This window comes from Hymenobacter roseosalivarius DSM 11622 (assembly GCF_900176135.1).
Classification (GTDB): Bacteria; Bacteroidota; Bacteroidia; order Cytophagales; family Hymenobacteraceae; genus Hymenobacter; species Hymenobacter roseosalivarius.
Map to the genome: position 1 here is coordinate 1 of NZ_FWWW01000025.1, position 13,436 is coordinate 13,436.

Below are 13,436 nucleotides of genomic sequence, written 5' to 3' on the forward strand. Positions count from 1 at the left end.
CATATACAACGCTGACTAACAGTACTTTTTTGAGCAAGACGCAGCTTGCTATCTCTCCTGTTTGCCTTCATTAGTAGTTTCCGATAGCTTCGCCTTGAACACCAGGCAGGGGGTACGAAAACGGCCGTGGCTGTTGCAGAACCCCCGCCTAGCGAATTCCGAAACCGGAAGGCCCGCGCCTGAGCGCCAGAAAGGCGGATACATGAGCTATTGGGGACGAGTCAAGGCACACTGTTGCCTAAAGGGGAGCGCATCCAGGTGTTCTGCAACAGCCACGAGCGTTTTCGTAGATAAAACGGCGTTTAATTTAGTTACCTCTTAAACAGATGAAACAACCCGAGTGAAACGCTCAACAGGTCGTCTAATAAATTAATGATTTAACATACCTGCTTACGCTGACTTTCTGGGACAGACCATTACATTCTTAGGTAGAGGTAAGCAGAGCATACCGACTGCGTCTAGATGCGCGGGCCCTCTATTTAGGCAGCGAATCTTGCAGGGCAGCCGTAACCGCATCCAGGCGACGCACCAGCTCTTCGTTGCTAGGAAAGAACGGGCGGAGTTCCATCGGCAGTGTATCGGTGAGGGTGTAGGTGGCCACGCCAATCGGTTTGTTCACGTCGCGCAGGGCAAACTCAACCACTGTGCGTTGTTTGCTCTGGCAGATAATGATGCCCATGCTCGGTTGCTCGTGCGCTTTGCGCACGTGTTGATTCAGCAGCGACAGGTAGAAGTTCATCTTGCCCGCATACTCGGGCCGGAACTCGGTGATCTTCAACTCCACGGCAACCAGGCACTGCACCCCCCGGTGGTAGAGGAGCAAGTCGATGAAATACTCATTACCTGCCAGTTCGAGCCGGTACTGGTTGCCGACGAAGGTGAAGTCGCCGCCCATCTCCTGCAGAAAGCGCCGCACGTTGCCCAGCAGAGTCTGCTCCAACTCATATTCCAAGTGTTCCTGCGTCAGTTCCAGGAAATTGAAGGTGTACTCATCCTTCAGGGCGAGCGTGGCGGCGGGCAGCTGGGCAGCAGGAAGCGTCGTCTCGAAGTTATGCTGGGCGTGCAGGGTCTTGTGGTACGCGCGGGTGCTGATGTGGTGGCGGAGCACGTGGCGGGTCTAGCCGTGGCGGCGGGCCTGCACGGCGCAAAACAAGCGCTCAGCGGGCTCCTGACACTGCTCGAGAAGCGTGATGTTGTGGCCCCAGCCAAGTTCTCGCACGGCCTGTGCGAGAACTTCCTCCGCCCCGTGGCGGACGAGGTAGAAGGTGCGCATGCGCCACAAGTTGGCGGCCGAGAACCCCCGCAGGCCCACAAATTCCTGCTGCAGGTCCTGGGCCAGCGTCTCGACGATGCGCTTGCCCCACTGGTGCTGCTGCTGCTTTTCCACAATGAGCTGGCCGAGCTCCCAGTACAGGGCAATCTGTTGTTGATTCACCTGACGGAGCGCCTGGTACTGCGCCCGCCGCACCCGCTCTTTGATGTCGGTTAACAGCTGCTGGTAGTCGGAAGGAAGGGATATGGACATGGAACGAATAGAAACGAGGAAGAAACGTTTACCAGATACCGAACGCGGTAGTCCTACTGGGCGGTGAAAGGCCAAACGGCAGGGCAGGGCGGGTCAGCTACCAAAACTAGCATAAACCGCCGGGAGAGAATATCTATTCCCTGATGTATTAGGTTATACCGATAAGTAAAATCGATTTGGCGTCGGCAGTTATCCTAAGATTGTTAGCACCAGCAATGCGCTTACAGCTATACCTTACCGCCGCCCAAGCGGTACGCCAATGCCGCGTTACGCCTTGGAGGCCGGGGGCTGTATGGTCGGTCGAGTTTTTCAAGTATACGGAAGCGGCCTTGCGTTAGCAGGGCCTGCGCGCAGAGTTAGTTACCATTGTCCTCGCTGTCCAAGCTTCGGGGGCCGTTACCAATTCGGCCGTACAGCAGCTCGTGGACGTGAGCAAGTCTACGGCGACCCGCTTCCTGAAGGAGCTGGATCGGCTGGGTTTCGTCCAAAAATCAGGCACGACCGGTGTTGGCACGGAGTACGTGCTGAAGGGTTCATAAAGGGTTCATACGGGCTGGCGGTAGAGTCCGCCCATACCTCAACAGCTGCCTAAACGAGTTAAGGAGGCCGTTTTTGGCTACCTTAAATCGTAGGGGTAAGGGTTCACAAGGGGTTCAGCTAGGCACCATTTTTCAGTTAGGTCGTAGCGGGCGTTACCTGCAGCAGCCGTAGGACGGAGGTTTTGTGAAACTCCCTCCCCCGCCGGGTGCGATACCCGTGGGAGTTAAGTTCAGTAGCAATGGCTTCCAGCGTCAGCCCATCGCGTCGCAGTAAGGAAGCCAACCGCCGCGCCTGCTTATTGGCCACGGCCGCCACCGCATTCTGCTGGACCACCGCCCGCCCCAATGCCCGGGAGGCATCGGTAAAGTTCTCCGGATTGCCCAGCGTAAAGCCCCGGGCCTTCTTGGCCGCCAATCCGCGCTTCGTACTATCCGAGATATCCTTCGCCGCCTTCTGGGCCACCGCCGCCAGGATGTTGATGGTAAACTCGTCAGCGTGGGGGATGTCACACGCCTTGAAGCGCACCTTTTCCTCCATGAGCTTGGAAGTGAAGTACACGCTGCGCGCCAGCCGCGACATCTCGGCCACCAAGAGTACTGCCCCTACGGTCCGCGCCTCGACGATGGCCTTGGCCATCTCGGGCCGGTTGTTCTTGCGCCCACTCTCAACCTCAATGTACTCGGACACCATCCGGTCCCCCTCCTGCAAAAAGCGGTGGGCAATCAGTCGCTGCCCTTCGAGCCCGAGCCCACTGACGCCTTGGCGTAAGGTGGAAGCCCGCAAATACAACACGTAGTCCATGGGGGGATAAGAGGTAAAATCTCCCGCAAGTTAGCGTAGTTACATCTTAAAGACGTTCGTTCTTAGAATGAAACTTATCCCTTCGCGTCGGTCCAGGAGGTAGCTCACCCCGCAGCGGCCTTCGCCTCGCTGGCCCCTCGCTCCCGGGCTACCTACTCCTGGGACCCTCCCTTATCCTCTACTGACACCCGCCGGGGACACGGCCGCCTTGGGTAAGGACGATGACTACTGAGCCCGCCACGACCAGTACCCCTCATTTGAGCCGAGTGGTAAACCATTCGACAATTTCTACCGTGGAGGTGATGCGGTTTGTGGTCTTTTGCCAGCCGTGCCCTTCATCCGGGAACAGGGTGTACTGCACCGGGACGTTGTTCTTCTGGAGCGCCGCCACCACCTGTTCGGCTTCCACCACCGGCACATTCGTGTCATTGGCCCCGTGCTCCACGAGCAAGGGGGTTTTGATCCGGTCGGCTTGGTGAATCGGCGACAGCTCCCGCAGCATGGCCCCCTGCGTGACGGGGTCCCCGTACTCCACCGTGGAAATGGCGGCCATCCAGGGTTCGGTGTGCTGAAAGAAGGTTTCAAAGTTGACCACCCCGAATAAGTTGGCCCCGGCGGCAAACATGTCCGGGTAATGGGTGACCCCCGCCATGACCATGTAGCCCCCGTACGAGCCCCCCATGATACCTAAGGCCCCTGGCTTGGCAATGCCAGCCTGGAGCAGATATTCGGAAACGGCCTTGATATCTTTGACCCCATTCACCCGCAGCGCGCCGTTGTCCAGGTTCAAAAACGTCTTGCCAAAGCCGGAGGAGCCGCGCACATTGGGCAGGAAAAAGGCCACACCCTGTTGTACCAGGGCCTGGGCCGTCGGATTGAGGCTGGGGACCGACTGGCCTTCGGGGCCGCCGTGGTAGCTGATGACGGTGGGAAAAGGCCCCTTGCCGGTCTTGGGTTTATAGAGCCAGCCACTGAGGGGCACCCCATCAAAGGAGGGAAACGACACCAGCTCCGGGGCCACGAGCGTGGCTAAGCTCACGCCGGGGTGGGGACTGTCGGTGATCTTCTGGAAGTGATTGCTGCCCACGGCATACACCCAGATATTGGCCGGTTCCTTAGAACCTGAGCCGGTAAACACGAGGGTTTGATCAGTGGGGGAAAAGGCGACGCCCGCCACCAATTCGACCGGTAAGGACAGCTGGCGGGATTCCTTTTTGGCTTTCAGATCATACAAAGTCAGCTTGCTGCGCCCACTCTCATTCCAGACCAGCACGGCGGTGGTGCCGGCATGGTTTAGCGTGAAGTCGGCTAATTCGGCGTCTTTCCGTTCCGCCAGCAGCTGCAGGCCGTTGGGGCTGCTTTGACCAAAAGCCAGTAAATCACGGTCCTTATTAAAGCCTAAGTACACTTCCCCGGACGGGGCAATTTTGCCAAAGAAGGTGCCAGGACCCTCGTGCGGGGTGAGGAGTTTTTCTGCTTTGGTCGCTACCGTGTACAGGGATAAGTCATTGCTGCCCCGACTGGCCAGCCGGGTGACCAACACCTGCTTATTATCGCGGGAAAAGTCCGCGATCCCCCCGGTTCCTTTATTCTGGATAGCTAAGGCGGCGGTGCCCTTGCGCACGTCATAGAGAAAGAAGTCCACCCCGGTGGGGTTTTGGTCATTGGAGCCAAAACTGAGCAGGGTGCCATCCTTGCTCCAAGTCCCCAGAAAGTTGTTGGTCTTGCCGCCTTTGGTTATCTGCTTCACCCCGCTGCCGTCGCCCTTCATCACGTAGAGCTGGGCATTCAATCCGCCCCCCGGGGCTACCTGAAAGGCAATCTGGTCCCGTTTCGGCGAGGGGACCAGGGCCGTGACTGGATCCGGGAGCGCCGTTAGTTGCACCGGCTTGCCGCCCGCCGCCGGGACTTTCCATACCTGGGGTGATCCGCTCCGGTTCGAGATAAACACCACCTCGTTCCCATTGGCCAAATAGCCCCCCGCGCGGCAATATCCCATGCTAGCCATCGCCACGATGTCCGCTCGTAACTTCGCTGGAGTAGGCTGCGCATAACTCGGGACCGCGCCGCACAGCACGAGCAAGACGAGGGTCAGGTGGTGCCAAGCGTGGGTGGTCATAGTGGTTGGGGTTAGGAGAAGGGATGGAAACCGACGCGCAACAAGCAGGTACTGCCTGCGCGTTGCTCCGGTAAGCTACCCTTTTATCAGCCAGGAAAATCAGCCCGCGTAGCGAAAAGGAAACGGGGAGTAACTGGACGCCCTGCGGGGACTGTTTACCCCGGCTTGAGGTCCCTTGCGCGACGGGCCAAGTAGCCGTAGTGGCGGCCACGAAACTCCTCGTTTTACGGGGCAAGCGGTGGCCAGCTAAAAGCAGGGCTTTGCTACCCGGTTACGGGCCTTTTAGTACCACCGCACGAAGCAATGAGTCCCCTTGTGGCTGCCTCGTGAGATAACGGGACCCCTACCGTCATTTCTCGCCCCGTTGTAACGAGAACCCCACGTCCTGCTTGGTAGAGGCGGGGATAAACAAAAGATAGCACAGGGCTAAAAAGGGTAACAGTCGGAGCATAGACCACAATAAAGGGAGTACTTACTGGGTTGCCTGCCGCTCCAGCAACTGAATGAGGCGCTCCTTATCGGCCACCTGCTGCTGCAGCGTCTTGATCTGCGCCAGCAGCAGCTGATGCTCCACCCGGCTAATCAGCAGCAAGGGGCCGGCGGGCTGGGCGTCCCCGCTGACTTTATCCTGGAAGTTGCTTAACGGCCCGGACTGGGCATGAGAAGCATTTTACTGCGTTTGCAGTTCGTGATTTCGCTTATAAAACGTGCTAGTTAGGGGCTGGAGTATCAGCGGTGACTTATAAAACGTGGTAATACAGTTTTAGTAGAATGCTATTATGAGCGTTTGATCGTCGAGAAAAGGCCGCTAGGAAGACAAAAAGTGTCCGGCGGCAGCTGATTCTCTGAGACGCTGCAGTACCTAATGTAACTTATAAAACGTGGTTTTAAACGACTGAAGTAAAAATACTGCTTGGGAAAGTGCAATCCTTATTCTTTGCTTCTTTTTTGTTGCTTTTTGTATGCCCCGCCGCCTAGAGTTGAACCATTATCCTAAAAGCATTTTTTGCAGAGCGTATTCATAACATTTGTGCGTTCTTTTATTACATGTTTGATTTATATGATCCACAAATTACTAATAATCAGAGTTTTATAGGGGCATAAAACAATCTTTTATATGCGAAAAATCACGTGTAATTAGTTCAGTAGTTTTTGTGAAACTTCACCTCCCCCTGCTGCTGAGCCAGTGGAAGGATAAGCCGTCCAAGCGCACCTACCCGCGGGACGAGTTCAAGCAGATGCTGCACCTGAAGAACCCCAAGGGCAAGGACCCGGACCCAGAGCTGTTTCAGAACATCAGCCAGTTCAAAGCCCGGGTACTCGACTGCTGTGCGCCAGGTCAGCGAGCACACCGACCTCAAGATTGACTACACGCTGGTTAAGAAGGGAAGGGCGTACGACGCCGTACGCTTCAACATTGCCCGCCAGCAGCCCCAGCAGTTGCCCCTTCCCTTCGAGCATCCGTGAAAGATGCCCGCGCCTTCGCCGCCCGGCAGCACTTGGACGCGCTGGGCATCACCCAGCCCCAGCTGGAGGACACCATCCTCGGCGATGCCCAGCACCTAGACCAGTTGTTTAATTTCACTTACCAGCTCAGAACCGACAAGGTCAAGGCGACCAAAATCTTGGAGGACTTTTTTTGAAGATTTGCGGCTTGCGGTAGAGCACAAGGAATGCTATTCTAAACAAAAGCCGATAGCCGTAGGCTAGTATGACTCCTTTATGGTGGGGTTGGGGGTAGTGGAGCAAAAAGGCTTGGTAGCCCAGCCTGCTCATGGCTGGTTGGATGCCTGCCATGAGCAGGCTGGCGCGCCATAGCGTAACGCAGGGCCTGCCAGAGGATGAACAAGGCCCCATAGATGCTGGCCAGGCTCAGCCCCCAGAACTCACCCAGCGGAAACCAGTGTGTGGGCTGGCCGCGGGCCACCAGCGTTTGGGCCAGCGCCGCATGTCAGTTGAAGGCGGAAAGTTAGCCAATACGCTTTAAAAGGGCATCTTATTACATAGTAGATTTTCCATATTTTCGGGGTTAGGCACGGGCGTTTGCCGCGCCACACCGGCCTTTCCTTCTGCGCCACCCCGCGAAAATGTCCAGCACCTTATACTAAGGATTGCTCCCCTGTCTCCTACTAGGTTCCCTAGTGCTATCGTTAAGCTTTGATGCTGTGTTCAAAAGCTTCACTTTACTTATTATTGGAAATTATTCGCCAATTTTAGCTTCTAACAACAATAAATTTCCCTTCGTTTGCCCGCCTAGCCGTCGTAATGGAAAAAAAGAGCCCCTGGCCCTTATTGGTCTTTGCCACTTCCGATAAAGCCGTCAGCCGGCGCATTCAGCAGGCCCGCCGAGCCGGGGAACTGCGGGAGCTCCTGCCCCGGGTGTATACCTCCGACCTGACCACGGACCCGGCCCTACTAGTGCGCCGACACTGGCTGCCGCTGCTCGGCCACCTCTATCCCCAAGCCGTGATCAGCCACCGCTCCGGCCTGGCCGCGCAGCCTACCCCCGCAGGGGACATTTTCCTGACTTATAAGTACGCTAAAAAGGTAACCCTGCCGGGCCTCACCGTGCACCTGGTTCCCGGGCCGGGGCCGCAGGAACTGGACCGGCCCTTTGGGAGCAGCACCCTGTATTTTGCTTCCGAGACCCGGGCCCTGCTCGAAAACTTTCAGCCGGGGCGCACCCGCGGGGGCATTAGCAAGACCCTGCCCGTGGCGGCGGTGGAAGAGTACCTGGAGCGTTTGCTGCGCGTGCGCGGCGAAGAGGGACTCAACCAGCTGCGCGACCAGGCCCGCGCCCTGGCCGGGCAGTTGGGCTGGGAAGCCGAGTTCAGCCGCCTTAACCAAGTCATGGCCGCGCTGCTGACGACGGCGCCCAGCAAGCTGCTGACCTCGCCGGTCGCCCGGGCCCGGGTGCTGGGCCTGCCCTACGACCCCGACCGGGCCGCGCTGTTTACCACCCTGCTCACGGCCCTGCGCCAGGCCCCGCTGCCCAACCGCCTCGACCCGGCCCCCCAGCCGCCGGCCTACTATGAACTGGCCTTCTTCGAGGCGTACTTCTCCAACTTCATTGAAGGCACCGTCTTCGAGGTAGACGAGGCCCACAACATGGTCGTGGGCCAGGCGCCGGTGGCCGGCCGGCACGCGGATTCGCACGATGTGCTGAGCACCTACTACCTGGTGAGCAACCCCGCCGAAATGCGGGTTGTGCCCACGACGGCCGACGAGCTGCTGGCCCTACTGCAGCGCCGGCACGCCGCGCTGCTGCGCGAGCGGCCCGACCAGCGCCCCGGCCAGTGGAAGGAGCGTGCCAACCAGGCCGGCAATACCAACTTCGTGGAGCCCGAATTAGTGCGCGGCACCCTACACCAGGGCTTTGCCTGCTACCAAGCCTTGGAGCACCCGCTGGCCCGGGCGGCCATGATGATGTTTGTCGTCAGCGAAGTGCATCCCTTTGACGACGGCAACGGCCGCCTGGCCCGCATCATGGCCAATGCCGAGCTCGTGCGTGGGGGCCTCAGCCGCATCATCATTACCACCAGCTACCGCCAGGACTACCTGCGGGCCCTGCGCCGGCTTAGTCGACAGCGAGACCCGGGGCTGTACCTGCGCATGCTCGACCGGGCCCAAGCTTTTACGGCTGAATTGCGGCCGGGCTCTTACGCTCTCCTGAAGGAGCAGCTAACCAAAGTTCAGGCATTTGACGAAGCCCAGGAGGAGATGGTGTGGTAGCAAACCTTAGTACCGAGTCTGTCTCGTCCGTCTATTTATTGGACCGTATTGTGGGACACACCGCCGACTAAAGCGTTCGCAAGTGCCAATAGAAAGAAGGCCGAATAAAAGTCTATCATTGTTGTCTCAGGAATCAATGTGCCACTATCTTTGAGGTTACTGACTTATTGAGACAAGCGTATGATTTGGGGCTATGCTCGGGTATCGACCCAGGAACAACAATTGCATTTACAGCTCGATGCCCTGCGGGCCTATGGCTGTCAGGAGGTGGTGAAGGAAAAGGCGTCGGCCCTAAAGGAGCGTCCCGCCCTACGGGAGTTGCTCGACCAAGTCCAACCGGGCGATACGGTGGTGGTCTGGAAACTCGACCGGTTGGGGCGCTCCCTGAAACACCTGGTGGAGCTCGTGCTTGGCTTCCAGGAAAAGCAGATTCAGTTTGTGAGTTTGCAGGATCATCTGGACACGACCACGGCCCAAGGACGCCTGATGTTTAATCTGTTTGCCTCGCTCGCCGAGTTTGAGCGCGATCTGATTCGCGAACGCACTCAGGCCGGGCTGGCCGCGGCGCGGGCCCGGGGCCGGCAGGGGGGAAGGCCCCCCGGGCTAAGCAAAGAAGCCCAACGAAAAGCGGAGGCCGTCAAAACGTTGTATCTACAAAAAGACAAAACGGCCGAGGAGATCGGCCAGCTGTTGGGCATTGGACGCTCCACCGTCTATCGGTACTTAGATTTACTTGGGGTCACGACCAGATCTATCCCCAGAGAAGAATAAAAGAAGGAAGCTTACTTCGTTGACGCACCCATACTTTTCAACTTTATGCTTTTTAATCTACTACTGCAAGTCACTAAGACAATAGCCATTACTGATGCAGTGCTTCCTGCCGTATATGGCACATTGGTGGCAGCAGTGTTAAGTCTGGCTGCCTCTATTTATGCGACAATAACCTCTTCCAAAACGGCGGAAAAGGTGGCTGGGCTAGCAAAGCAGGCAGCGCAAGAGCTTAAGGATAAGGAATATACTCATGATTTTTACAAAAGAATAATTGCTAAACGATTCACTGCATGGGAAGAAGCAGAACAGTTCATTGTAGAAATAAGTGAAACAGTAATTGATGAGACTGACAACGAAAGATTTTATAGATTTTGTGCTAGTGGAGAAAGACTTAAGGCTATGTTAGATAAAATGCGATTAATGATGCTAAACCAGACACAGTGGATGGGCAAAGAATATGGGATGCCCTTCATGGATATACACAATTTTTGCGTTGAAATTCTGAGAGAGGCTATGCGTTTAGAGGAGGATAGTAATAGAATTGCCGCAATAGATGATAGAAAGCTTGCACTTCTAGGCAAGGCTAATTATGAGCAACTAAACAAAATAATTAATCAACTGATAGCAACACACGGTAAGCTTATTGTCATAATCCATGACGTACCTTCTTTCCTTGAAGAGTATAGAAACTCAACAATTTCAACAAAATTCTAGCTTACATATTTATCGAAAGACATAGAAAACTAGCACACCAACTATAATTTTCTTTCAATACAAATATTTCCACAAAGCATCTCATCAGCGTTTGGCTATATAACTCATCTAAGCTCTGGAGAGAAACCTTTCGTGGCAATTAAGGCTAGTAAATATGATCCTACCAATCATAGGTACAGCTTCATACGGAACAAACTGAAGTCCTTACGCATCTAGGTGCTCTGGGTGCAGACTATGATCTAGTAGATAATTTGTGTGGTACCTTTCTCATTGCTGGCGGCTGCCTAGCGCACTTGCTCAGTCGAGGAGGTAGGTGCGTACATCGGTCTTTTGTACATACTACATGGTGCTGATATAACGACTCCACAGTTTGAATGGCATTCGGAAGCATTAATAGCAGCATGTTGTGTAAGCGCTGCCTTCAGAATAGCGATAATCCACATTAGTGTTTCTCGCAGCAGGATTCGATTGCCGATGGTAGCTAGTAGATCGATAGCTGATACTAGCGTGGTGGGGTCATAGCAGCAGGGGTAACCATGACAGGTGTAACCAAGGCAATGGCAACTTTGGGAAATTCTGTTGCAAGGCTCCCTTTCTTAAGGCGTAGCGTCAGTACGCAATAAACACCGCAGCAACTCTTAGCACAACCAAACTGCACGGCGTTCCTCAAAGGTTTATCTCCCTCCCGCGACTGCATCGCTCACCATGGCTCTCCCCTGCCGAAGTTACGCGCTTAATGGAATCAGTGTACGTGTTGCTAGCCGCGAAGATGTCTGGCACGCTCATTTTTAAGTAAAAAATATGCATACACTTCCGGAAGCTTCCGGAAGCTTCCGGAAGTGAAATAGACGATTAAAATTGTATAGCTTTACCGTCTATGGCGCAGCAATTACGGGTGATGGTCAGTTCATCGGTGTATGGCAACGAGCAATTGCTCAACAGGATATTTGCCACATTAAGCGTAAATTATGAGGTATGGATGTCGCACAAGGGAACCATCCCCATCCGCTCGACTGCACTGACCTTCACCGACTGCCTAGAAGCCGTAGATAACTGTGACGTGTTCATTGGTATTATCAACGGACGCTATGGCAGCGGCAAAATAGGCGGTGAACCCAGCATCACTCACCAAGAGATGAGGCGGGCTCTGGAATTGAACAAGGTACGATTCTGCCTGGTGCACGAGCACGTGGAACTGGCCCGGCAGATACTTAAACCTTTTCTACTCCCTGAAGGGGAAGGGCCGTTCCGACTAACTGGAGATGGATCTTTAGAACCCATCCTCTGGCCCAAAACTAACCCTGTGCTGAGCGACCTGCGAGTGTTAGGCATGTACCGTGAGATGCTGCGCGAAGATGTCCCCTTAGAAGAGCGTACTGGCAACTGGGTGCAGAAATACGCTGACGACAACGACGCACTCATTTTTTTGCAGGCGCAGTTTCGGGACCCACAACGCCTGCAAGAATTAATTGCCAGCCAAAAAGTCTAACCGTATGTCCACGATGACTAAAAATCAGAATACCAACCCTGCATCATATAGGCCGCTGGATGACCTAAAGCTACTGAAGCAGCGTGAGGGGCAGACGCTGGAATTTATCAACCGGTACAATGTTGAGCACATCCTGCGAACGGTTTGCGCCTTCGCCAACGGCGAGGGCGGCCGCATTCTAGTAGGTGTTGACGAACGGGGCCGGCCGCATGGCGTGCCGCAGGCTGATAAGCTAATGGCCCAGTTGCAGCACGCTCTGTTTGAGCGGCTGCAACCCCCGGTAATCTGCACGGTAAACGTAGTAACAGACGAAGACCGCCGCCTGTTGCTGCTAGAGGTAGCGCCTGGGGCCGACGGCCCTTATACGGCGGCCGATGTCATTTACGTGCGCGCAGGTGACGTCACCCGCAAGGCACGCAGCGAGGACGTAGTAGCGTTGGTAAATCGGTTGACCAACATTCCGCGCTGGGAAGCCCGGCCCAACATTAGCTGCGCGCCGGAAGACCTAGACCAAGAGGAATTATTACGGACCGTTAAGCAAGCCAACCAGTATCGGTTTACGGAGCTGCCCACTCAAACCGGGGCCCTGCTGGATAGCCTGTACCTTATACGGGGCGGCGCCCTTACCAATGCCGCTGTAGTACTGTTTGCCAAAGACGCAAGCCGCTTCCTACCTCAAACTCGCGCACGGGCGGTACATTATGCTGACCTCACCCGCGAAGAAATGCTGGACAACAAAACCTTCAGCGGTCATACCTTCGCTCTACTGGCTCAGCTCATTGGGTTTCTGCATACAAACCTAGCGCTAACTTCCTCGCTAGGCGGCACCGACGAGTTGACGCGCAAGGATCAGGCGACATATCCATTGCCAGCACTGCGGGAGGGATTGGTGAATGCACTGATGCACCGGGACTATTCTCGCATTGATGGTGGCATCAGCCTCACCATCTATCCCAACCGGCTGGAAATATGGAACTCGGGCGCGCTTCCAGAAGGTGTCACGCTGACCAGCCTACGAGAAGGAGGCATCTCGCACCCCCGCAACCCTGACTTGGCTCAGGTACTCTTGTTGCGGGGCTTAGCTGAGCGACTAGGAATTGGCGGGCGGCGCATTCTGGAAGCGTGCCGTGCTCTAGGGATGCCCGACCCGGAGTGGGAAGAGCGGGCTGGTGGGGTGCAACTCACACTGCGATTACCAAAGTCAGCTGTGTCCATTGGCGCGACGGCGACTACAGTAGCAGGGCTAGTTCCGCGAGCACTAACCTTCTTGGCCACATTAAAGCCGGGCGAGTCGTTTACTAGCTCCATCTATCAAGAGCGGGCGGCCAGCCAAGTGTCAGAGCGACAAGGCCGGGCAGACTTGGCACAGATGCTAAAAGCCAGAATGATAGAGCGCCGCGGCAGTGGCCAAAGTACGTACTATGTTAGAACCGAAAGACTAATCAGTTGACAATCTGGATCGCGACTTCACCAAGAGAATCTTTACTGAAGGCTGGAGGTGGAGAGATGATGCAGGTGGAAGAAAAGGAACGCTCAATTGATGTCAAAGACCTGCAGACTGAATACGATCGAGTAAAGCGAGAAATTGACCGAGAGGCTCAACGCTACTAGTCTCGGTAACTAGCAAAGAAAAGCCCCAGTCGGTACTCGGGCTTTTTTTTCTCTGTGCATGAATAGGTATTACTCTTTATCTGGGAGAGGCGGATGAGGAATGCCTTGAGCGTCCAAGTACTCATTCAAACCTT

At 55.5% G+C, this 13,436-nt stretch carries 13 protein-coding genes; 9 read left to right on the forward strand and 4 right to left on the reverse strand.

Features of this window, described 5'->3' with window-relative positions; translation table 11 throughout:
- Positions 1 to 475: 475 nt before the first annotated feature.
- Together B9A24_RS22205 and B9A24_RS22210 are read right to left on the reverse strand one after the other, a co-directional pair.
- Positions 476 to 1,108, reverse strand: coding sequence for a DUF1016 domain-containing protein (locus tag B9A24_RS22205; protein WP_200813840.1), 633 nt, complete (start codon positions 1,106 to 1,108; stop codon positions 476 to 478).
- A gap of 9 nt (positions 1,109 to 1,117) precedes the next feature.
- Positions 1,118 to 1,525, reverse strand: a complete 408-nt coding sequence (locus B9A24_RS22210; protein ID WP_200813841.1) for a DUF1016 N-terminal domain-containing protein — start codon at positions 1,523 to 1,525, stop codon at positions 1,118 to 1,120.
- A gap of 365 nt (positions 1,526 to 1,890) precedes the next feature.
- On the opposite strand from B9A24_RS22210, the gene B9A24_RS23150 reads away from it, so the two are divergent.
- Positions 1,891 to 2,064: a helix-turn-helix domain-containing protein gene (locus B9A24_RS23150; RefSeq protein WP_394334631.1), complete on the forward strand. Its 174-nt coding sequence runs from the start codon at positions 1,891 to 1,893 to the stop codon at positions 2,062 to 2,064.
- 136 nt (positions 2,065 to 2,200) lie between these two features.
- Here the strand turns inward: B9A24_RS23150 and B9A24_RS01120 are convergent, their stop codons facing one another.
- Both B9A24_RS01120 and B9A24_RS01125 read right to left on the reverse strand, forming a co-directional pair.
- Positions 2,201 to 2,866 carry a recombinase family protein gene (locus B9A24_RS01120; protein ID WP_084443293.1) on the reverse strand — a complete coding sequence of 222 codons (666 nt, stop codon included), beginning with the start codon at positions 2,864 to 2,866 and terminating at the stop codon, positions 2,201 to 2,203.
- A 253-nt stretch (positions 2,867 to 3,119) separates the two neighbouring features.
- Positions 3,120 to 4,985: a S9 family peptidase gene (locus B9A24_RS01125; protein WP_084443294.1), complete on the reverse strand. Its 1,866-nt coding sequence runs from the start codon at positions 4,983 to 4,985 to the stop codon at positions 3,120 to 3,122.
- 1,154 nt (positions 4,986 to 6,139) lie between these two features.
- Between B9A24_RS01125 and B9A24_RS01130 the strand changes: the two genes are divergently transcribed.
- The 8 genes from B9A24_RS01130 to B9A24_RS01165 all read left to right on the forward strand — a co-directional run bounded on the left by B9A24_RS01130 (position 6,140) and on the right by B9A24_RS01165 (position 13,141).
- Complete coding sequence (locus B9A24_RS01130; protein WP_084443295.1) at positions 6,140 to 6,352, forward strand: hypothetical protein; 213 nt, start codon at positions 6,140 to 6,142, stop codon at positions 6,350 to 6,352.
- Positions 6,315 to 6,452, forward strand: coding sequence for a hypothetical protein (locus B9A24_RS21925; RefSeq protein ID WP_159451903.1), 138 nt, complete (start codon positions 6,315 to 6,317; stop codon positions 6,450 to 6,452). The genes B9A24_RS01130 and B9A24_RS21925 overlap by 38 nt, the downstream gene beginning before the upstream one ends.
- The gene (locus tag B9A24_RS01135) at positions 6,449 to 6,628 is read left to right on the forward strand and encodes a hypothetical protein (RefSeq protein ID WP_084443296.1); all 180 of its coding nucleotides are present in this window, start codon (positions 6,449 to 6,451) and stop codon (positions 6,626 to 6,628) included. The genes B9A24_RS21925 and B9A24_RS01135 overlap by 4 nt, the downstream gene beginning before the upstream one ends.
- Positions 6,629 to 7,250: 622 nt before the next feature.
- Entirely contained in the window at positions 7,251 to 8,717 is a 1,467-nt protein-coding gene (locus B9A24_RS01145; RefSeq protein ID WP_084443298.1) for a Fic family protein, read from the forward strand.
- 180 nt (positions 8,718 to 8,897) lie between these two features.
- On the forward strand, positions 8,898 to 9,488 hold the full coding sequence (locus B9A24_RS01150) for a recombinase family protein (protein WP_084443299.1): 591 nt from the start codon (positions 8,898 to 8,900) through the stop codon (positions 9,486 to 9,488).
- 45 nt (positions 9,489 to 9,533) lie between these two features.
- Positions 9,534 to 10,202, forward strand: a complete 669-nt coding sequence (locus tag B9A24_RS01155) for a hypothetical protein (RefSeq protein WP_084443300.1) — start codon at positions 9,534 to 9,536, stop codon at positions 10,200 to 10,202.
- Between the two features lie 877 nt (positions 10,203 to 11,079).
- Entirely contained in the window at positions 11,080 to 11,691 is a 612-nt protein-coding gene (locus B9A24_RS01160) for a DUF4062 domain-containing protein (RefSeq protein ID WP_084443301.1), read from the forward strand.
- Between the two features lie 4 nt (positions 11,692 to 11,695).
- Complete coding sequence (locus tag B9A24_RS01165; RefSeq protein ID WP_084443302.1) at positions 11,696 to 13,141, forward strand: RNA-binding domain-containing protein; 1,446 nt, start codon at positions 11,696 to 11,698, stop codon at positions 13,139 to 13,141.
- The last annotated feature ends 295 nt before the right edge of the window (positions 13,142 to 13,436 follow it).

Bases quoted from the DNA above. Each gene is read 5' to 3' on its own strand.
- B9A24_RS22210 (WP_200813841.1), bottom strand. From the start codon at position 1,525: ATGTCCATATCCCTTCCTTCCGACTACCAGCAGCTGTTAACCGACATC.
- B9A24_RS01120 (WP_084443293.1), bottom strand. From the start codon at position 2,866: ATGGACTACGTGTTGTATTTGCGGGCTTCCACCTTACGCCAAGGCGTC.
- B9A24_RS01125 (WP_084443294.1), bottom strand. From the start codon at position 4,985: ATGACCACCCACGCTTGGCACCACCTGACCCTCGTCTTGCTCGTGCTG.
- B9A24_RS01145 (WP_084443298.1), top strand. From the start codon at position 7,251: ATGGAAAAAAAGAGCCCCTGGCCCTTATTGGTCTTTGCCACTTCCGAT.
- B9A24_RS01150 (WP_084443299.1), top strand. From the start codon at position 8,898: ATGATTTGGGGCTATGCTCGGGTATCGACCCAGGAACAACAATTGCAT.
- B9A24_RS01155 (WP_084443300.1), top strand. From the start codon at position 9,534: ATGCTTTTTAATCTACTACTGCAAGTCACTAAGACAATAGCCATTACT.
- B9A24_RS01160 (WP_084443301.1), top strand. From the start codon at position 11,080: ATGGCGCAGCAATTACGGGTGATGGTCAGTTCATCGGTGTATGGCAAC.
- B9A24_RS01165 (WP_084443302.1), top strand. From the start codon at position 11,696: ATGTCCACGATGACTAAAAATCAGAATACCAACCCTGCATCATATAGG.